Source organism: Cytobacillus sp. EB106-05-05-XG126, from assembly GCF_058791715.1.
On sequence record NZ_JBYTDU010000016.1, the window covers coordinates 1 to 18984 of the forward strand.

At 44.7% G+C, this 18984-nt stretch carries 19 protein-coding genes, 1 rRNA gene and 1 riboswitch; of the genes, 18 read left to right on the forward strand and 2 right to left on the reverse strand.

The features are described from left to right. The 15 genes from rrf to purD all read left to right on the forward strand — a co-directional run. Positions 1 to 75, forward strand: a 5S ribosomal RNA gene (rrf, locus tag AC3WTL_RS22245); the annotation flags it as partial. A gap of 548 nt (positions 76 to 623) precedes the next feature. Beyond that, positions 624 to 1166 carry a DUF2179 domain-containing protein gene (locus tag AC3WTL_RS22250; protein WP_053433027.1) on the forward strand — a complete coding sequence of 181 codons (543 nt, stop codon included), beginning with the start codon at positions 624 to 626 and terminating at the stop codon, positions 1164 to 1166. Then, positions 1163 to 1369: an NETI motif-containing protein gene (locus AC3WTL_RS22255; protein WP_061792197.1), complete on the forward strand. Its 207-nt coding sequence runs from the start codon at positions 1163 to 1165 to the stop codon at positions 1367 to 1369. Before AC3WTL_RS22250 ends, AC3WTL_RS22255 begins: the two co-directional genes overlap by 4 nt. Before the next feature lie 88 nt (positions 1370 to 1457). After that, a riboswitch (purine riboswitch) is annotated at positions 1458 to 1559 on the forward strand. A 139-nt stretch (positions 1560 to 1698) separates the two neighbouring features. Next, positions 1699 to 2187, forward strand: a complete 489-nt coding sequence (gene purE / locus AC3WTL_RS22260; protein ID WP_222499775.1) for a 5-(carboxyamino)imidazole ribonucleotide mutase — start codon at positions 1699 to 1701, stop codon at positions 2185 to 2187. Further along, positions 2174 to 3328 carry a 5-(carboxyamino)imidazole ribonucleotide synthase gene (purK, locus tag AC3WTL_RS22265; protein ID WP_252220634.1) on the forward strand — a complete coding sequence of 385 codons (1155 nt, stop codon included), beginning with the start codon at positions 2174 to 2176 and terminating at the stop codon, positions 3326 to 3328. The genes purE and purK overlap by 14 nt, the downstream gene beginning before the upstream one ends. Before the next feature lie 3 nt (positions 3329 to 3331). Further along, positions 3332 to 4624: an adenylosuccinate lyase gene (purB, locus tag AC3WTL_RS22270; protein ID WP_048010482.1), complete on the forward strand. Its 1293-nt coding sequence runs from the start codon at positions 3332 to 3334 to the stop codon at positions 4622 to 4624. A gap of 102 nt (positions 4625 to 4726) precedes the next feature. After that, positions 4727 to 5452 (forward strand): phosphoribosylaminoimidazolesuccinocarboxamide synthase, encoded by a 726-nt coding sequence (gene purC / locus AC3WTL_RS22275; protein ID WP_048010481.1) that lies wholly within the window; start codon positions 4727 to 4729, stop codon positions 5450 to 5452. Beyond that, a complete protein-coding gene (gene purS / locus AC3WTL_RS22280; protein WP_009336741.1) occupies positions 5440 to 5694 on the forward strand; it encodes a phosphoribosylformylglycinamidine synthase subunit PurS in 255 nt (84 codons plus the stop codon). Before purC ends, purS begins: the two co-directional genes overlap by 13 nt. Further along, positions 5691 to 6377 carry a phosphoribosylformylglycinamidine synthase subunit PurQ gene (purQ, locus tag AC3WTL_RS22285; protein WP_197249210.1) on the forward strand — a complete coding sequence of 229 codons (687 nt, stop codon included), beginning with the start codon at positions 5691 to 5693 and terminating at the stop codon, positions 6375 to 6377. Before purS ends, purQ begins: the two co-directional genes overlap by 4 nt. Further along, positions 6361 to 8577: a phosphoribosylformylglycinamidine synthase subunit PurL gene (purL, locus tag AC3WTL_RS22290; RefSeq protein WP_492370058.1), complete on the forward strand. Its 2217-nt coding sequence runs from the start codon at positions 6361 to 6363 to the stop codon at positions 8575 to 8577. Before purQ ends, purL begins: the two co-directional genes overlap by 17 nt. Further along, complete coding sequence (gene purF, locus AC3WTL_RS22295; protein WP_222499781.1) at positions 8562 to 9959, forward strand: amidophosphoribosyltransferase; 1398 nt, start codon at positions 8562 to 8564, stop codon at positions 9957 to 9959. Before purL ends, purF begins: the two co-directional genes overlap by 16 nt. A gap of 149 nt (positions 9960 to 10108) precedes the next feature. Then, positions 10109 to 11134: a phosphoribosylformylglycinamidine cyclo-ligase gene (gene purM / locus AC3WTL_RS22300; protein ID WP_222499783.1), complete on the forward strand. Its 1026-nt coding sequence runs from the start codon at positions 10109 to 10111 to the stop codon at positions 11132 to 11134. Between the two features lie 13 nt (positions 11135 to 11147). Beyond that, positions 11148 to 11729 carry a phosphoribosylglycinamide formyltransferase gene (gene purN, locus AC3WTL_RS22305; RefSeq protein ID WP_222499785.1) on the forward strand — a complete coding sequence of 194 codons (582 nt, stop codon included), beginning with the start codon at positions 11148 to 11150 and terminating at the stop codon, positions 11727 to 11729. A 34-nt stretch (positions 11730 to 11763) separates the two neighbouring features. After that, the gene (gene purH / locus AC3WTL_RS22310) at positions 11764 to 13299 is read left to right on the forward strand and encodes a bifunctional phosphoribosylaminoimidazolecarboxamide formyltransferase/IMP cyclohydrolase (protein ID WP_048010475.1); all 1536 of its coding nucleotides are present in this window, start codon (positions 11764 to 11766) and stop codon (positions 13297 to 13299) included. Between the two features lie 87 nt (positions 13300 to 13386). Further along, the gene (gene purD / locus AC3WTL_RS22315) at positions 13387 to 14655 is read left to right on the forward strand and encodes a phosphoribosylamine--glycine ligase (RefSeq protein ID WP_492370059.1); all 1269 of its coding nucleotides are present in this window, start codon (positions 13387 to 13389) and stop codon (positions 14653 to 14655) included. Here the strand turns inward: purD and AC3WTL_RS22320 are convergent. Together AC3WTL_RS22320 and AC3WTL_RS22325 are read right to left on the reverse strand one after the other, a co-directional pair. Beyond that, entirely contained in the window at positions 14633 to 14746 is a 114-nt protein-coding gene (locus tag AC3WTL_RS22320) for an EYxxD motif small membrane protein (RefSeq protein ID WP_323805933.1), read from the reverse strand. The genes purD and AC3WTL_RS22320 overlap by 23 nt on opposite strands. Before the next feature lie 209 nt (positions 14747 to 14955). Next, positions 14956 to 15240 carry a YgaP family membrane protein gene (locus AC3WTL_RS22325; RefSeq protein ID WP_197212445.1) on the reverse strand — a complete coding sequence of 95 codons (285 nt, stop codon included), beginning with the start codon at positions 15238 to 15240 and terminating at the stop codon, positions 14956 to 14958. A gap of 200 nt (positions 15241 to 15440) precedes the next feature. Between AC3WTL_RS22325 and AC3WTL_RS22330 the strand changes: the two genes are divergently transcribed. From AC3WTL_RS22330 to AC3WTL_RS22340, 3 genes are all read left to right on the forward strand, one after another. After that, positions 15441 to 17183 (forward strand): adenine deaminase C-terminal domain-containing protein, encoded by a 1743-nt coding sequence (locus tag AC3WTL_RS22330; protein WP_492370060.1) that lies wholly within the window; start codon positions 15441 to 15443, stop codon positions 17181 to 17183. A gap of 93 nt (positions 17184 to 17276) precedes the next feature. Continuing rightward, complete coding sequence (locus tag AC3WTL_RS22335; RefSeq protein ID WP_222499791.1) at positions 17277 to 18332, forward strand: DUF3048 domain-containing protein; 1056 nt, start codon at positions 17277 to 17279, stop codon at positions 18330 to 18332. A gap of 40 nt (positions 18333 to 18372) precedes the next feature. Continuing rightward, entirely contained in the window at positions 18373 to 18681 is a 309-nt protein-coding gene (locus AC3WTL_RS22340; RefSeq protein ID WP_048010470.1) for a YerC/YecD family TrpR-related protein, read from the forward strand. Positions 18682 to 18984 lie beyond the last annotated feature (303 nt).

Genomic DNA, 18984 nt, shown 5'->3' on the forward strand with positions numbered 1-18984 from the left:
AACACGGAAGTTAAGCTTCTCAGCGCCGATGGTAGTTGGGGGCTGTCCCCCTGTGAGAGTAGGACGCTGCCGGGCAATTGAAAGAGCACCTGATGGGTGCTCTTTTTTGTGTGTAATTATAGATATCTGAATCAACTGGCCTCTTCCTTTTATTGAAAAATGCAGATATGCGTCACTTTTTTCTGGTTATGCTTCACTTTGATACGTATTTGCATTACTTTTAGGCATATATACGTCAGGCTCAATTTTTATGCGCCACTCCTTATTCCGCCGACTGTTTTACAAGTTAAATCTGTTCTCTTCAAAGACAAATTACCCAAATGTAAGATAAACTTCACGATATGTTAGATAAAAATGAAAACTTGTTAGATAAAAGTCCATACATGCTAGATAATCTCCAAAACCTGCTAGAAAACCTGTTACGAACCTCTTTCCTTCATATAGCCTCAATAAGATCCATAAACAGATAAGCCGTTTCATTCCACACGAAAAAGGATAACCTATACACAAAGAATCAATTTTTGAAAAAAGGTTATCAAAAACCAATTTCTTTTGTACAATAGTGACTTAATGGGGAGAGGACACTCATTTGCCTCTTAATTCCCTATGAAGGAGGACTTGCATTGCTGGAAAACAGTTTTATTATGGTCGCTATTATTCTGATCATTAATATCGTATATGTATCATTTTTTACCATCAGGATGATTCTGACGCTTAAGGGACAGCGTTACCTAGCAGCTTTTATAAGCACCATCGAAGTTGTTATCTATGTCATTGGACTGGGGCTGGTTCTGGATAACCTGAATGAAATACAAAATCTGATTGCTTATGCAGTCGGTTATGGAATCGGCGTTATTGTCGGCATGAAAATTGAAGAGAAGCTGGCTCTTGGCTATATTACCGTAAATGTAATTACAAAGGAATATGACAGAGATCTGCCAAAAGCTTTAAGAGATAAAGGGTATGGCGTCACAAACTGGGCTGCCAATGGACTTGAAGGCGATCGGATGGCCCTGCAGATCCTGACACCAAGAAAATATGAATTGAAGCTTTATCAGACGATTAAAGAACTGGATCCTAAGGCCTTCATCATCGCTTATGAGCCAAAAACAATTCATGGCGGCTTCTGGGTGAAATCTGTTAAGAGAGGAAAGTTATCTCAATGAGCAAAGGCAAGAACAAAATGTCATTCGAAGTTCAGGAAAATGAAACGATTGACCAGTGCCTGGAAAGAATTAAAAAGGCAGGATATATACCTGTTAGAAGGACTGAGAAGCCTATTTTTAAAGAAGTTAAGACAGGCGGAAAGGTCGATTATGAGCCGGCTGGCCGGCAGATTGTTTTTGAAGCAAAACTAGTAGAAGATTAAAACACGAACATTAATTGTCTGACTTTTAGTATTGTTCGATTTTTCAATTGACAGAGTATCAGGTATGTTGTTAATATGGTGGTAGTTAATAAAACGTGAATAAACCCCTCGTATAATAATGGGAATAGGGCCCATAAGTTTCTACCCGGCAACCGTAAATTGCTGGACTATGAGGGAAAGCTGATATGCCCGGCATGTAGAAGGAATGGTTCCTGCCGTTTGCAGGTGTCTTCCTTACGGTTCTTTTTAGCCCGGACAGATTACTTTCTCTCATATTAAGAGAAGGGTCTGTGCGGGTTTTTTATATTGGACGATTTGGAGGAGAAGGAATGAGCGCACAAGCAGCAGTCATAATGGGAAGCAAGTCAGATTGGGAGACAATGAAGCACGCTTGCGGAATTCTGGAAGAGCTTGAAATCCCCTATGAAAAAAAGGTTGTTTCAGCCCATCGGACTCCAGATCTTATGTTTGAATATGCTGAGCAGGCAAGAGACAAAGGAGTCAAGGTAATTATTGCGGGTGCAGGCGGAGCGGCGCATCTGCCTGGAATGGTAGCAGCGAAAACAACACTTCCTGTCATTGGAGTACCAGTGCAATCAAAGGCTCTAAACGGACTGGATTCATTGCTGTCCATTGTTCAGATGCCAGGAGGCGTTCCGGTTGCAACCGTTGCGATTGGAAAAGCAGGAGCCGTTAACGCCGGATTGCTGGCAGCACAAATACTTGGCGCTTTTGATGCAGCCATTGCAGAACGTCTTCAGTCAAAAAGAGATAAAACAAAACAGGAAGTACTGGAAAGCAGTGATGAACTTGTCTAATACAACCATTTTACCAGGACAAACAATTGGAATTATTGGCGGGGGGCAGCTTGGCAGAATGATGGCCCTGGCAGCTAAGGCAAATGGCTTCAGGATTGCCGTTTTGGATCCGGCAGAAGATTCTCCTTGCGGCCAGGTTGCCGATATTAAAATCATTGGCGAATACGGTCATTTAGATTCTATAAAAAAGTTAGCTGACGTCAGTGACGTGGTGACATATGAGTTTGAAAATATCAGTGCGGAAGCTCTTGAGTGGCTATGTGCAAATGCGCATGTCCCGCAGGGGAGCGAGGTGCTGGAGATTACCCAGGACCGGACAAAAGAAAAAGCAGCCATCCAAAAAGCTGGCTGCGTGGTAGCGCCATATGCGGTCATTACTACTGAAAAAGACATTTATGATAATATAGAAAAGCTTGGCTATCCAGCAGTCTTAAAGACATCCAGAGGCGGATATGACGGAAAAGGGCAAGTTGTGATAAAGAGCGGGCAGGATATTAAGAAAGCTGCAGAGCTTCTTGATAATGGCGTGTGTGTTCTTGAAAAATGGATCGCTTTCGAAAAGGAAATATCGGTTATTATCTGCCGGAATATTTCGGGTGAAAAAGCGGTATTCCCAGTCGGGGAAAATGTCCATAAAGAAAACATTCTGCACCAGACCATTGTGCCGGCCATGATCACAGCTGATGCTGAGGAACGGGCAGTAAAGGCAGCAAACCGGCTGGCAGAAGCTTTAAGCCTTGTAGGTACACTGGCAGTCGAAATGTTTCTGACAAAAGACGGACAGATTTACATTAACGAGCTTGCGCCTCGTCCGCATAACTCAGGCCATTATTCCATTGAAGCTTGCGAAACCTCCCAGTTTGAACAGCACATCCGTGCGGTTTGCAATTGGCCGCTTGGCAGTACGGAGCTATTAAAACCGGCTGTTATGGTAAACATACTAGGAGAGCACCAGGAGCCTTTAATTAAGAAAATTCCTGAATTGGATGACTGGAAGATACACTTGTACGGAAAAAAGGATGCCAAATATAAACGCAAGATGGGCCATGTCACGCTTTTGCGGAACTCAGCCGAAGAGGCAATTGAAGAAGCAGAAAAAAGCGGCATTTGGACCCCTGTGAAGGAAAAGATCGGAGGATAAAACATGATTGAACGTTATACGAGACCGGAAATGGGAGCTATCTGGACAGAAGAGAACCGCTTTCAGGCTTGGCTTGAGGTGGAAATTCTTGCTTGTGAAGCTTGGGCGGAATTAGGAGATATTCCGAAAGAAGATGTTCAGAAAATCCGTGAGAATGCTTCTTTTAATATTGACCGCATTAAAGAAATCGAAGAGGAAACACGACATGATGTTGTCGCTTTTACTCGCGCGGTATCTGAATCTCTTGGCGAGGAGCGCAAATGGGTTCATTACGGGCTTACTTCCACAGATGTGGTTGATACGGCGCTTTCCTACTTAATCAAGCAGGCGAATGATATTCTTCTAAAAGATATTGAACGCTTTGTGGAAATCCTGAAAAACAAAGCACAGGAACATAAGCATACAGTGATGATGGGCCGTACGCATGGTGTTCATGCAGAACCGACTACATTCGGTTTGAAGCTTGCACTATGGTATGAAGAAATGAAACGTAATCTTGACCGCTTTAAAGAAGCAGCCGCTGGTGTGGAATTCGGTAAAATCTCTGGTGCCGTCGGAACATATGCAAACATCGATCCGTTCGTTGAAAAATATGTGTGTGAAAAGCTGGGCATCCAGCCAGCGCCAATTTCTACACAAACACTTCAGCGTGACCGTCATGCACATTATATGGGTGCGCTTGCGCTTGTGGCCACTTCAATTGAAAAATTTGCGACGGAGATCCGCGGCCTGCAAAAAAGCGAAACGCGAGAAGTGGAAGAGTTTTTCGCCAAAGGCCAAAAGGGATCTTCAGCAATGCCGCATAAACGCAATCCAATTGGTTCAGAAAATATGACGGGTATGGCAAGAGTGATCCGCGGCTATATGATGACTGCGTATGAAAATGTAGCATTATGGCATGAGCGCGATATTTCTCACTCATCAGCTGAAAGAATCATCCTGCCTGATGCAACGATTGCGCTGAACTATATGCTGAATCGTTTTGGGAATATTGTTAAGAACTTAACCGTTTTCCCTGAAAACATGAAACGCAATATGGACCGTACACTGGGGCTGATTTACTCTCAGCGTGTTCTTCTTGCCTTGATTGACAAGGGTATGACTCGTGAAGAGGCATATGACACTGTTCAGCCGCGGGCCATGGAGGCATGGGAAAAGCAGGTACAGTTCCGCAGCCTGATCGAGCAGGACGAGACCATTACATCAAAGCTATCCGAAGCAGAAATAGATGACTGCTTTGACTATAACTACCACATCAAGCATGTGGATACCATTTTTGACCGTCTGGGTTTATAAAAAAATAAAGAGGTAAAGAGCAGTCTTTACCTCTTTATTAACGGGAAAATTCCCAATCTTCTTAAATTAAGTCCGATATCTAAATAAGGGAGGCTCTCCGCAATGGAAAAAGGAGCATTGTTATACGAAGGCAAAGCCAAAAAGGTATATCAGACAAACGATGAAAATATTGTCTGGATTGAATATAAAGATTCTGCAACAGCCTTTAATGGGGAGAAAAAAGCGAGCATCAGCGGCAAGGGCCGGCTGAATAATGAGATTACCAGTTTGCTATTTTCAAAGCTTCAGGAGCTGGGGATTGATTCTCATTTTATTAAAAAGCTTTCGGAGACAGAACAGCTTGTGAAAAAAGTGGATATCATTCCGCTTGAAACAGTGGTCCGTAATGTTGCGGCGGGGAGCTTTTCTAAGAGATTGGGAGTTGAAGAAGGGAAAGAATTATCAAGACCGATTGTTGAGTTCTACTACAAAGATGATGAGCTTGGTGATCCGCTGCTGACAGAAGATCATATTGAAGTTCTTCAACTGGCTGATAAGCAGGAAGTTACCCTTTTACAAGAAAAAGCACTACAAGTTAATGCCGTTTTAAAAGACTTTTTCAAAGACCTGGGCATTAAACTAGTAGATTTCAAGCTGGAGTTTGGTAAAGATGAATCTGGCAAAATTTTGCTGGCTGATGAGATTTCGCCAGATACCTGCAGGCTTTGGGATATTGAAACAAATGAAAAACTGGATAAAGATGTTTTCCGCAGGGACCTTGGAAATTTAACAGATGCATATGAAAATATTTTAGCGCGACTGGGAGGCCAAACAGTATGTACAAAGTAAAAGTTTTCGTCACATTAAGAGAAAGTGTTCTAGATCCTCAAGGAACAGTTGTAAAAAATTCTCTGCATTCCATGAATTACAGCGAAGTGTCTGATGTGCGCATTGGAAAATACATGGAACTGACAGTGGAAAAAAGCGACCGTCCTGTTGAAGAAGCTGTGAAGGAAATGTGTGAGCGCTTATTAGCTAATGTAGTGATTGAAGATTACCGCTTTGAAATTGAGGAGGCTGTTGCTCAGTGAAGTTTGCTGTGATCGTATTTCCAGGATCCAATTGTGACATCGATATGTACCATGCTGTAAAGGATGAGCTCGGAGCGGAAGCCGAATATGTCTGGCATGACGCGGAAAGCTTAGACGAATATGACGGAATTCTTCTTCCCGGCGGTTTCTCTTACGGAGATTATCTTCGTTCGGGTGCTGTCGCACGCTTCAGTAACGTCATGAAAGAAGTTGTGAAAGCGGCTGAAGCAGGAAAGCCAATTCTGGGCGTCTGCAACGGATTCCAAATTTTATTGGAAGCGGGTCTTTTGCCAGGGGCGATGAGAAGAAATGACAGCCTGAAATTCATCTGCCGCACGGTTGAGTTGAAGGTTGAAAACAATGAAACGATGTTTTCATCCTCATACGAAAATGGCGAGGTAATCAATATCCCAATCGCCCATGGCGAAGGTAACTATTATTGTGACGAAGCAACTTTAGAGGCTTTGAAGGCAAATAATCAGATTGTCTTTACTTATAACGAAACAAACCCTAATGGCAGCCTGGAAAACATCGCAGGCATTGTCAATGAAAAGGGAAATGTACTCGGCATGATGCCGCACCCTGAAAGAGCAGTTGATGAGCTTTTAGGGGGAGCAGATGGCCTGAAACTTTTTCAATCAATCGTAAAACAATGGAGGGAAGCACATGTCGTTAATGCTTGAGCCAAGTCCGGAACAGTTAAAGGCACAAAAGGTATACAAAGAGATGGGATTGTCTGATGACGAATTTGCGATGATTGAAAAGATTATCGGGCGTTTGCCAAATTACACAGAAATCGGTTTGTTTTCGGTTATGTGGTCAGAGCATTGCAGCTACAAAAACTCAAAGCCCGTGTTAAGCAAGTTCCCGACAACAGGAGAGAAAGTACTTCAGGGGCCAGGGGAAGGAGCTGGAATTGTTGATATCGGCGATGGGCAAGCAGTTGTTTTTAAAATCGAAAGCCATAACCATCCGTCTGCAATCGAGCCTTACCAGGGGGCAGCAACAGGTGTCGGCGGGATTATCCGCGATGTATTTTCAATGGGCGCAAGACCGGTCGCGCTCCTCAACTCTTTACGCTTTGGAGAATTGGATTCTCCTCGTGTACGGTACCTTTTTAAAGAAGTAGTCGCAGGCATTGCAGGTTACGGAAACTGCATCGGCATTCCAACAGTTGGGGGAGAAGTGCAGTTTGATTCTTCCTATGAAGGAAATCCGCTTGTAAACGCGATGTGTGTCGGCCTAATCGACCATAAGGATATTAAAAAAGGCCAGGCCCATGGAGTAGGCAACACAGTCATGTATGTTGGTGCAAAAACCGGCCGTGACGGTATCCATGGTGCTACTTTTGCATCAGAAGAATTAACAGACCAATCAGAATCAAAACGCCCGGCTGTACAGGTTGGCGATCCATTCATGGAAAAGCTTCTGCTTGAAGCATGTCTTGAACTGGTCCAGTCTGACGCACTTGTAGGCATTCAGGATATGGGAGCTGCGGGACTTACAAGCTCTTCTGCTGAAATGGCCAGCAAGGCGGGATCCGGAATTGAAATGAATCTTGACTTTGTTCCTCAAAGGGAAACAGGCATGACTGCATATGAGATGATGCTTTCCGAGTCTCAGGAGAGAATGCTGATTGTCGTGAAAAAAGGACGCGAGCAGGAGATCGTTGATTTATTTTCCAAATATGGCCTGGAAGCAGTTTCTGTTGGAAAGGTAACAGATGATAAAATGCTCCGCCTGACGCATCAGGGAGAAGTGGTAGCTGAGCTGCCGGTGGATGCGCTAGCAGAGGATGCACCAGTTTATCATAAGCCATCAAGCGAGCCGGAATATTACCGTGAATTCCAGTCAAGGGAAAATGAAATTCCTAGGGTTGAAGATTATAAAGAAACATTGGTAAAGCTCCTCCAGCAGCCGACAATCGCCAGCAAGGAATGGGTTTATGACCAGTACGATTATATGGTCCGCACAAATACAGTAGTGGCACCTGGATCAGATGCTGCAGTCATTCGCATCCGCGGCACCCGCAAAGGATTGGCCATGACGACAGACTGTAATTCGCGTTATATGTATCTTGATCCTGAAACAGGCGGAAAAATTGCTGTGGCTGAAGCAGCAAGAAATATCATTTGCTCCGGCGGTCAGCCTTTGGCAATCACAGATAATCTGAACTTCGGAAATCCGGAGAAGCCTGAAATCTTCTGGCAGATCGAAAAAGCGGCAGACGGAATCAGTGAAGCATGCCGCACATTAAATACGCCAGTTATCGGCGGAAACGTCTCTTTATATAACGAAACAAACGGAACAGCTATTTACCCAACGCCTGTCATTGGAATGGTCGGGCTTGTAGATGACATTGATCATGTGACAACACAATCCTTTAAAGCATCTGGTGATCTTATTTATCTGGTTGGCGAAACAAAGGATGAGTTCGGCGGCAGTGAGCTGCAGAAGTTAACATATGGCAAGATTTTCGGAAAAGCGCCTGAGCTTGATCTCGAAAAAGAAGAAAAGGCGCAGGAACAAATTTTAAAAGCCATTCGTTCGGGACTTGTAGCATCTGCCCATGATGTGGCAGAAGGCGGTTTAGCAGTAGCAGCTGCGGAAAGCCTGATCGGTTCAAAAGGTCTGGGAGCGGATATCAAGGTAACAGGAAATGCGACTTCAGCTCTATTCAGTGAATCACAATCCCGTTTCTTGCTATCTGTAAAAAAAGAAAACCAGGAAGCGTTTGAAAGTTTAGTAGATGCGAAACTAATCGGTGAAGTAACAGAAGCACCTATACTTTATATCTCCAATGAAGAGGGCCTATTGCTTGCCGAACAAGTTGACGTTCTAAAGCAGGCCTGGAAAGGAGCTATCCCATGCTTGCTGAAATAAGAGGACTGAATGAAGAGTGCGGTGTTTTTGGAGTCTGGGGGCATCAGGATGCTTCCCAGATCACGTATTACGGACTTCATAGTCTGCAGCACCGCGGCCAGGAAGGCACAGGAATGGTTGTTACCGATGGCAAAAAGCTGAAAGGCATTAAAGGTGAGGGGCTTGTAACGGAAATTTTCACAGCAGATGCCATGAAGGAACTGGAAGGAAAAGCAGCAATCGGACATGTACGCTATGCGACTGCCGGAGGAGGCGGATATGAAAATGTCCAGCCTCTCTTGTTCAACTCACAAAGCGGCAGTCTTGCTCTTTGCCATAACGGAAACCTGGTGAATGCGACTGCATTGAAGCATCAGCTTGAAGGGCAGGGCAGCATTTTTCAAACGAGCTCGGACACAGAGGTGCTGGCTCACTTGATTAAGCGTGCAGGGTTTTCATCCCTAAAGGACCGTGTCAAAAATGCGTTATCCATGATTAAAGGAGCTTATGCTTTTCTGATTATGACCGAGACAGAACTGATGGTTGCGCTTGACCCGAACGGCATGAGGCCGCTCTCACTTGGCAAGATTGGCGATGCTTATGCGGTTGCATCTGAAACCTGTGCTTTTGATGTGGTCGGGGCAGAGTTTATCCGCGACATTCTGCCGGGAGAGCTGCTGATTATTGATGATAATGGATTCCGATCCGAAATGTTTGCCATGGCCTCTAATATTGCCATGTGCACAATGGAATATGTTTATTTCTCCCGTCCGGACAGCAATATCAACGGGATCAATGTGCATACTGCCCGGAAAAATCTTGGGAAGCAGCTGGCTCTTGAAGTGCCGATTGAAGGTGATGTTGTTACTGGTGTGCCGGATTCCAGTATTTCAGTTGCGATTGGATATGCTGAAGCGTCTGGCATTCCATACGAGATGGGTCTGATTAAAAACCGCTATGTGGGGCGCACATTTATCCAGCCATCCCAGTCGCTGCGTGAGCAGGGTGTGAAAATGAAGCTGTCTCCGGTACGCGGAGTGGTAGAAGGAAAGAGAGTCATCATGGTGGATGACTCGATCGTCCGCGGAACAACAAGCAGACGGATCGTTACCATGCTGAAGGAAGCTGGTGCGACTGAGGTGCATGTGCTGATCAGCTCACCGCCGATTAAGAATCCATGCTTCTATGGGATCGATACATCGACAAAGGAAGAATTGATCGCCGGCAATCATTCTGTTGAGGAAATTAGAGAAATCATTGGTGCAGATACCCTTACCTTCTTAAGTACAGAGGGAATGGTCAAAGCAATTGGACGAAAAGACGGACAATGCCTGGCATGCTTTACAGGACAGTATCCGACGGAGATTTATCCGAGCACTTTGCATCCTTATGAAAAAGTATAAATATGAAACTTGGCCGGTATTTTGCTCTTTTTGGCCGGTAAATATAAAGAATTGGCCGGTAAATCATCATTTTTGACCGGTAAAAGCACAATGTTGGCCGATAAAATACAAAATCGGCCTTTATTTTTCCAACCAAGAGGTGAAAAGGAATGGCAAATGCATATAAACAGGCCGGAGTAGATATTGAAGCTGGCTATGAAGCAGTTTCCCGCATGAAAAAACACGTACAGAAGACGATGCGTCCTGGTGTGCTTGGCGGTTTAGGCGGATTTGGCGGCATGTTCGATCTTTCAGAACTGAACCTGAAGGAACCGGTTTTAGTTTCGGGTACAGATGGTGTCGGCACGAAGCTGATGCTCGCTTTTATGATGGATAAGCATGACACGATTGGGATTGATGCCGTCGCCATGTGTGTAAATGATATCGTTGTACAGGGAGCAGAACCTCTTTATTTCTTGGATTATATCGCCTGCGGAAAAGCGGCGCCAGAACGGATTGAGGCGATTGTTAAAGGTATTGCGGATGGATGCGAACAGGCTGGATGTGCACTCGTAGGCGGTGAAACAGCCGAAATGCCTGGCATGTACAGTGAAGAAGAATATGATCTTGCCGGATTTGCGGTCGGTGCCTGTGAAAAATCCAATCTGATTAATGGTGCGGACATCAAGGCAGGAGATGTGCTGATCGGTCTTGCATCCAGCGGAATCCACAGCAATGGCTACTCACTTGTCCGAAAGCTGTTTTTCGAGAAAGCGAATTTGTCCTTAACAGATCATGTAGAAGAATTAGGCTGCACTTTGGGGGAAGAACTGCTTCGACCTACAAAAATTTATGTAAAGCCGCTTTTATCAGCTATGAAGCAATTCAAGCTGAAAGGCATGGCACATATTACAGGCGGCGGATTTATTGAAAATATCCCGCGCATGCTGCCTGAAGGTCTTGGCGCCCAGCTTACTGAAAGCAATTGGGAAGTGCCGCCGGTATTTACGGTGATGGAGAAGATCGGTGGACTTGAGCGCAAGGAAATGTACAACATTTTTAATATGGGAACAGGCATGGTGATTGCAGCGGACAAAGATAATGCTGATGAACTGATCGCCTATTTTAATGAAATTGGTGAAACAGCCTATCTGATGGGGACAGTAACGGATCAGGAAGGAATTGAAATTCTGTAACTTGGAGGAAGTCATGAAAAAAATCGCAGTGTTTGCTTCCGGAAGCGGAACGAACTTTCAGGCCATTGCCGATGCTGTAAACAAAGGTGATTTGCAGGCTGAGATCGTCTTGTTTGTCTGTGATCGGCCAGGTGCATATAGCATCCAGCGTGCACAAAACGAACAAGTTCCGCAGTTTGTTTTTTCAGCTAAAGACTATGCTGGCAAAGCAGAGTATGAAAGAGCGATTTTGCAAAGGCTGCAGGAGAGCGGTGCCGAGTATATTATTCTCGCAGGTTATATGAGGCTGATTGGCCCGACGCTTTTGAAACAGTTTGAAGGCAGGATTATTAATATCCATCCTTCTCTTCTTCCCGCTTTTCCAGGTAAGGATGCAATTGGCCAGGCGTTATCTGCCAATGTGAAGGTAAGCGGTGTGACGGTTCATTTTGTCGATGAAGGGATGGATACTGGGCCGATTATTGCTCAGGCGCCAGTTGAAATAAATGCGGGTGAATCGCTGGAAAGCCTTCAAAAGAAGATACATGAAGTCGAGCATAAACTATATCCGCAGGTTTTGCAAAATCTTTTCTATGCTAAAATGGTAGAGAGTTAAAGTATATCACTCAACAGAGTCAGGGGGAGCGAACATGAAGAAACGTGCATTAATCAGTGTTTCCGACAAAAATGGCATAACAGAATTTGCTCAGCAGTTAAGTGAACTGGGTTTTGAAATTATCTCAACTGGCGGTACAAAAAAAGCACTTGAAGAGAGTGGAGTCCCTGTTATCGGCGTAAGTGATGTGACAGGCTTTCCGGAAATTTTGGAAGGGCGTGTAAAAACATTAAATCCAATGATTCATGGCGGGCTGCTGGCTAAGCATGGCGAAACAGGCCATAAACAGCAGCTTGAGGAACATGGGATCCAGCCTATCCAGGTTGTGTGCGTGAATTTGTATCCGTTCCAGCAAACCATCGCTAAACCGGATGTGACAGTGGAGGATGCGATAGAGAATATTGATATCGGCGGCCCGGCCATGCTGCGTGCTTCCGCCAAGAATCATGAATATGTAACGGTTGTGGTGGATCCAGTCGATTATGAAACAGTTCTTTCACAGCTGAAAGAAACCGGAGAGGTTCAAAAGGAAATCCGCCGCAGACTTGCTGCAAAGGTATTCCGCCACACAGCTGCCTATGATGCGATGATCGCTGAATATATGACAGATTTGGCAAATGAAGAAACGCCTGAAAAATTAACGGTTACGTATGAACTAAAGCAAACCTTGAGATATGGGGAGAATCCGCATCAAAAGGCTGCTTTTTACCGTAAACCGCTTGGTTCTGAATTTTCGATTGCGAACGCTGAACAGCTTCACGGCAAGGAGTTGTCTTACAACAATATCAACGATGCAGATGCAGCTCTCCAAATTGTAAAAGAATTCTCAGAGCCTGCAGCAGTTGCTGTTAAGCATATGAATCCTTGTGGAGTGGGAACCGGAGAAAATGTTTTTGATGCTTTTTCAAAAGCTTTCGCAGCTGACCCTGTTTCCATTTTCGGCGGAATCATTGCCCTAAACAGGGAAGTGGATGCAGAAACAGCTAAAAAGCTTTATGAGATCTTCCTTGAGATCATTATTGCGCCATCCTTCTCAGAGGAAGCGCTTGAAATTTTAAAAGGGAAAAAGAATCTGCGCCTGCTAACCATTCCTTTTGAAGGCAAAAAGAAAGCGGAGATGAGATTGTCCGCTATTGAAGGTGGCTTACTGACGCAGGAGTATGATCTATTCACTCTTAAAGATGCCGAAGTAAAAGTAGCAACAAAGAGGGAGCCGACAGAAGAAGAGTGGAAAGCACTGAAGCTGGGCTGGAAAGTCGTCAAGCATGTGAAATCCAATGCGATAGTCGTCAATGATTCAAACATGACACTTGGAGTTGGTGCCGGGCAGATGAACCGCGTAGGCTCTGCCGAAATTGCGCTTGAACAGGCAGGAGAAAAAGCGAACGGAGCTGTAATGGCATCGGATGCCTTTTTCCCAATGAACGATACCGTTGAAGTCGCAGCCAAAGCAGGCATTACAGCCATCATTCAGCCGGGGGGCTCCATCCGTGATGAAGACTCCATCAAAAAGGCCGACGAGTACGGAATTGCCATGGTCTTTACAGGCGTACGGCATTTTAAACATTAAACGAAAAGCGGAAGCGCCTCGATCAGGAAGGCGCTGAGCTAAAATAATACGAAAAGTGGAAGCCGACATTTTACGGAGGTGGGCGTAATGAAGGTATTGGTTATTGGAAGAGGCGGACGTGAACATGCAATTTGCTGGAAGATGAATCAAAGCCCTTCAGTTGAACAGGTTTTTGCGGCTCCGGGAAATCCGGGAATGGAAGATTCAGCACAGCTGGCTGCCATCCAGGAAAACGATCAGGAAAAGCTTGTGCAATTTGCTCAGGAAAATGAAATTGACTTGACTGTAATCGGTCCGGAAGTGCCGCTGCTAGAGGGGCTGGCAGACCGATTTGAAAAAGCCGGGTTAAAGGCATTTGGACCAAAAAAAGCTGCAGCTGAAATTGAAGGCAGTAAGTCTTTTGCCAAAGAGCTTATGAAGAAATATGCTATCCCTACTGCCGAATATGGAGTATTCAGCAACTATGAAGAAGCGAAAGCCTATATAGAAGCAAAGGGCGCTCCCATTGTTCTGAAAGCAGATGGGCTAGCAGCCGGAAAAGGCGTAATAGTGGCCATGACTATGCAGGAAGCATTGTCCGGGATTGAGGAGCTATTATTAAATGAAAAGTTTGGCCAGGCTTCTTCTACAGTTGTAATTGAAGAATTCCTTGAAGGGGAAGAATTCTCTTTAATGGCCTTTGTGAACGGAGAAACGGTCGTTCCGCTGGAAATTGCCCAGGATCACAAGCGTGCTTTTGATGGAGATCAGGGCCCGAATACAGGCGGAATGGGTGCTTATTCACCCGTACCGCATATTGGTGATGAAACAATTGCAAAGGCTGTTGAACAAGTTTTGAAGCCGGCAGCGAAAGCAATGGTTCAGGAAGGCCGAAGTTTTACCGGAATTTTATATGCAGGTCTGATTAAAACAGCAGCAGACCCGAAGGTAATCGAATTTAATGCCCGCTTTGGAGATCCTGAAACACAGGTGATTTTACCGCGGATGAATTCGGATCTGGCGGAGGTAATGCTGGCAGTCCTAAATGGGGAGCAGCCTGAAATCGAGTGGAGTGAGGAAGCAATTGTCGGAGTGGTTGCTGCTTCAAAAGGCTACCCTGAGGCATACGAAAAAGGAGCTGTTCTGCATGGACTGCATTCGCTTAAAGATGTTCTTGTCTTCCATGCCGGCACTGATCGAAACAGCTCAGGTGAGTATGTGACAAATGGAGGCCGCGTGCTGCTGGCAGGCGCCAGAGCGTCTACACTGAAAGAAGCGCAGCAAAAAGTATATTCCGAACTGGAAAACCTTCAGTGCGAAGGTGTCTTCTACCGCAAAGATATTGGCGATAAAGCTATCGCGCACGTCCTTTCTTAGTCTTCCGGATATACACAAACAGAAGTGCTACAATGCTTCCGATTATAGCTGTCAGCACAAATGTCATATCCATTACGTATTCCCAGAACATATTGTCAGCTCCTTTCTATAGTACAGCCCCCAAATAGGGGGCTGTATTTTTTATAACATTGAATTTATATCTTTGCACTTCGAGAACTGTCTAGCTCGAGCGCCTACCCCCTCGAGGTCACAAGCCACTCCTCCCAAAAAGGCAAAGGACGCCTTTCCGGGAGGATCGTCTTGTGCTTGTCGGGGGTGGGCAAGGCGCTTCCGCTTTTCTTAAGACGGGTTATAAGGCAGAATCTCCTCAACAGCCTCATCATTATTACTGTGATTGTCTCTCTTTTCCTGAACCATGTCCTGGCCTCTTTCAAAAAGAGCTGTCAATGGGCAAAAGCGGACAATCCCCTCAGCCACTTTCATGCCTCCAAGCATAGCCATCACCAGATATGAGTCCCGCCAAGGTCTCTTTACAAGCTTTGAAGTGCTCCAGGCCAGTACGGTTAATCCGACTGTTATGCGTATTAAGGCATTTACAATGCCGATATTTGATTTTACATGCATAGGTCCCACCACTTTCACGAAATTTTTACAATCTTTTACTGATTCTTTAATGCGTTAAACAGTGAAATATGTTACTATAGTAAAACAAGAGAAAATGAAAGGGCTTTCTTTATTGATATAAAGCCATTTAACTCATTGTATTCATACTAAAAACAGAGTCTTTATATATAGATATAGATATCAACAAGGGAGGGAGTATAGTGCTGGAACAGCGTTACCGTTGGAAAAACAGGCACTTGCGTGAACATGTTTCCGTATTGGACGGGAAACTTTCACCGACGATATTACTTAAGAACGCGCGTTATCTGAATCAGGCGCTTCGCAAATGGATAACAGGAAATATATGGATTTATGGCGACCGTATTGTTTATGTGGGCGAAAAGCTGCCGGAAAAAACAGATCAGTGTGAGGTCATTGATTGTACAGGACTTACGCTCGTACCCGGATATATTGAGCCGCATGCCCATCCATTTCAATTATATAATCCCCATTCCCTGGCGAGCTATGCATCGCAGTTTGGGACAACAACTCTGATTAATGACAATATGGTGCTTGCTTTACAGCAGGATAAAAAGAAAGCGTTTTCTTTTTTGAAGGAAATGAGAAACATGCCTGCAACAACCTATTGGTGGTGCCGATTTGATGCTCAAACAGAGATCCAGCACGAAGAATCTGTTTTTTCCCATGGAAACGTTAAATCGTGGCTGGAACATGATGCGGTGCTTCAGGGAGGTGAGCTGACAGGCTGGCCGAAGCTATTGGATGGCGATGATATGATGCTTCATTGGATTCAGGAAACAAAGCGGATGAGGAAAAAGATTGAAGGCCATTTTCCGGGTGCATCCGAAAAAACGCTGGCAAAGCTTATGCTGCTTGGTGCTGATTGTGACCATGAGTCAATGACAGGAAAAGATGTCTATAATCGCCTTTTACAGGGATATACTGTATCTCTCAGATATTCTTCCATACGTCCGGATCTGCCAGTTTTATTGGAGGAAATGCATGAAATGGGCATTGATCAATATGATCGGATGGTCTTCACAACAGACGGTTCCTTTTCTTCCTTTTATGAGCATGGAATTATTGACCATATGATCCGCATTGCCATAGATAAAGGAGTGCCGGTAATTGATGCGTATAATATGGCAACCATTAATGCGGCCCGTCATTATGGAATCGATTATTTACATGGCTCCATTGCGACAGGAAGGGTTGCCAATATCAATTTCCTCTCAGATGAAAACGAACCAACTCCTATATCCGTTATTGCCAAAGGGGAATGGGTGAAGAGAGATGGTGAAAACCAGCATGCCTATAAGCCTGTAGCATGGGAAGATTACGGCTTTGAACCGCTGGAGATTGATTGGGAGCTGACGGCAGATGATATGCAATTCTCCATGCCTTTCGGGATAAAGCTCGAGAATGCTGTTATTACCAAGCCATACTCCATCACGATTGACGTATCATCCGAAGAGCTGGAGAAAGATCATGATGAATGTTTCTTCATGCTTGTTGACCGGAATGGAAAATGGCGAATAAATACCATTCTTAAAGGCTTCTCGCAAAGCCTGGATGGAATGGCAAGTTCATTTTCCAATACCGGTGACATCATCTTAATCGGCAAAAGCAAACAGGAAATGCTGAATGCTTTTAACCGGCTGAAAGAAATTGGCGGAGGCATTGTCATATCTGAGGGGGGAAGGATTGTCCAACAGATGGAGCTCCGCTTAAAAGGTGTAATGTCCCATAAAAATGTGGAGGAATTAATGCAGGAAGAGAAACAGCTTGTGCATTATTTGCGTGATCAGGGATACAGACATGAAGATCCAATGTACACGCTGCTCTTTTTCTCTTCAACCCATCTGCCTTATATCAGGATTACCCAGCAGGGAATGTATGATGTCATGAATAAAACGGTACTCTTTCCAACGATAATGCGTTAAAATATGAAAGAGGTATAATAGATAGAGATTAAAACTGCTCAAGGGAGCTAACATAGAATCCGCATCAAAAGCAAAAATCACACGGGGTGGAAAATGTTAAAAAGATGGATAGCTGTATCAGCAGCGGCAATGCTTCTCGTTTCTGGATGCAGTAAAGAAAAAGCAGAGGAGCCGGCAAAGCAGGAGACGGAAAAAGCGGAAGAAGCCACAAAAGGTGTCAGCTCTGAAAAAGAACTTCCATTTCAATATCCGCTCACAGGCTCCGGATCGGAAACCGAAGTAAATGGAAGAGCTGTAGCGGTGATGATCAATAATCATCCGAAAGCCCGTCCGCAATCAGGGCTTAACCAGGCTGATGTCGTCTATGAAATGCTGGCAGAAGGGGACGTGACTCGTTTTCTTGCTATTTTTCAAAGTGAGCGGCCCGAAATGATAGGGCCTGTCAGAAGTTCCAGGGATTATTATATTGAGCTGGCCAAAGGCTATGACAGCCTCTACATTGCTCACGGCTACAGTCCGGAGGCCAAAGAATTGCTGGATCAGGGGTATGTTGATAACCTGAACGGAATGCAGTATGACGGTACATTGTTTAAAAGGGAAAGCTTCAGACAGGCTCCGCATAATTCCTATATTTCTTTTGACAATGTGCTGAAAGGGGCAAAAGAAAAAAATTATGCGATGGAGGATGAGCCGAAATCTCTTGAATTCCTTTCGAAGGAAGAGGTAAAGGCAATTCAGGGAGAGAAAGCAGACTCTGCCATGATCTCCTACCTGGACAATGAATTATTCAATGTCATCTATGAATATGATGCAGAACTTGAGAAATACAAAAGATATTCCAATGGCGAGCTTACAGCTGACTACAAATCCGGGGAACCTGTATTACTCGATAACATTTTCATTGCAGAAGCAGACCATCAAGTGGTTGACAGCGCAGGCCGCCGTGATATTAACTTAACTACTGGAGGAAAAGGATATCTCCTTCAAAAAGGAAAAGTGACAGAGTTGCAGTGGGAAAATATTGACGGGCGAATCCTTCCTGTCTTGAATGGCCAGCAGGCTGGCCTGGTTCCGGGGAAAACATGGATCAACATCGTTCCATCAAACCCGGGCCTGGAGCAAACGGTTTCCTTTGAAGCTAAACAATAATGATTGAAAATACTATTTAAACAAAGGGGTATGCAAATATATGCAAATTGATAAGCTAAGAGGCAAAGAACTGGATCAGTTATTTAAGTCTGTTTTATCTTTAAATGACCTGGAAGAGTGCTACCGATTCTTTGACGACTTATGTACAGTGAATGAAATACAATCCCTGGCACAGCGCCTGGAAGTGGCACGCATGCTTCGTGAAGGAAAAACGTATCATAAAATCGAAACAGATACGGGTGCCAGCACGGCAACCATTTCACGTGTGAAACGCTGCCTCAACTATGGAAATGATGCCTATGAAATGGCATTGGAAAGAATCAAAGAAGAAGAAGCTGAAAAGGCGTAAATATTCGTTTTGCTTAAACCGATGGGGCTGCATCCCGCGGTTTTTTCTTTGTCTTCTATTAATTTTTTCCACCCAATACAACACCCTTTCAGGTCAGTGGATTAAGTCAAAAAACGACTTCATTCACTGGCCTTTCGACGTACAGTATGTACTAGTGCCGACGTTGCCACAGGACGTGGCGTTTTTAGTCGGCCAGCGTTTGTCTGACTTGCACAGGACGTGCTGGCGTCAACGTTCGCCACAGGACGTGGCGGCTTTTAGTTGACGTTCATCCCTTCAAAAGGCGCTTCAGCTTTTATTTTT

Coding starts and splice junctions, on each gene's coding strand:
- purE (WP_222499775.1), top strand. CDS start 1,699: ATGAGCGCACAAGCAGCAGTCATAATGGGAAGCAAGTCAGATTGGGAG.
- AC3WTL_RS22325 (WP_197212445.1), bottom strand. CDS start 15,240: ATGCATGTAAAATCAAATATCGGCATTGTAAATGCCTTAATACGCATA.
- purH (WP_048010475.1), top strand. CDS start 11,764: ATGAAGAAACGTGCATTAATCAGTGTTTCCGACAAAAATGGCATAACA.
- purB (WP_048010482.1), top strand. CDS start 3,332: ATGATTGAACGTTATACGAGACCGGAAATGGGAGCTATCTGGACAGAA.
- purC (WP_048010481.1), top strand. CDS start 4,727: ATGGAAAAAGGAGCATTGTTATACGAAGGCAAAGCCAAAAAGGTATAT.
- AC3WTL_RS22320 (WP_323805933.1), bottom strand. CDS start 14,746: ATGTTCTGGGAATACGTAATGGATATGACATTTGTGCTGACAGCTATA.
- purS (WP_009336741.1), top strand. CDS start 5,440: ATGTACAAAGTAAAAGTTTTCGTCACATTAAGAGAAAGTGTTCTAGAT.
- purF (WP_222499781.1), top strand. CDS start 8,562: ATGCTTGCTGAAATAAGAGGACTGAATGAAGAGTGCGGTGTTTTTGGA.
- purM (WP_222499783.1), top strand. CDS start 10,109: ATGGCAAATGCATATAAACAGGCCGGAGTAGATATTGAAGCTGGCTAT.
- purK (WP_252220634.1), top strand. CDS start 2,174: ATGAACTTGTCTAATACAACCATTTTACCAGGACAAACAATTGGAATT.
- purD (WP_492370059.1), top strand. CDS start 13,387: ATGAAGGTATTGGTTATTGGAAGAGGCGGACGTGAACATGCAATTTGC.
- purN (WP_222499785.1), top strand. CDS start 11,148: ATGAAAAAAATCGCAGTGTTTGCTTCCGGAAGCGGAACGAACTTTCAG.
- purL (WP_492370058.1), top strand. CDS start 6,361: ATGTCGTTAATGCTTGAGCCAAGTCCGGAACAGTTAAAGGCACAAAAG.
- AC3WTL_RS22335 (WP_222499791.1), top strand. CDS start 17,277: ATGTTAAAAAGATGGATAGCTGTATCAGCAGCGGCAATGCTTCTCGTT.
- AC3WTL_RS22255 (WP_061792197.1), top strand. CDS start 1,163: ATGAGCAAAGGCAAGAACAAAATGTCATTCGAAGTTCAGGAAAATGAA.
- AC3WTL_RS22340 (WP_048010470.1), top strand. CDS start 18,373: ATGCAAATTGATAAGCTAAGAGGCAAAGAACTGGATCAGTTATTTAAG.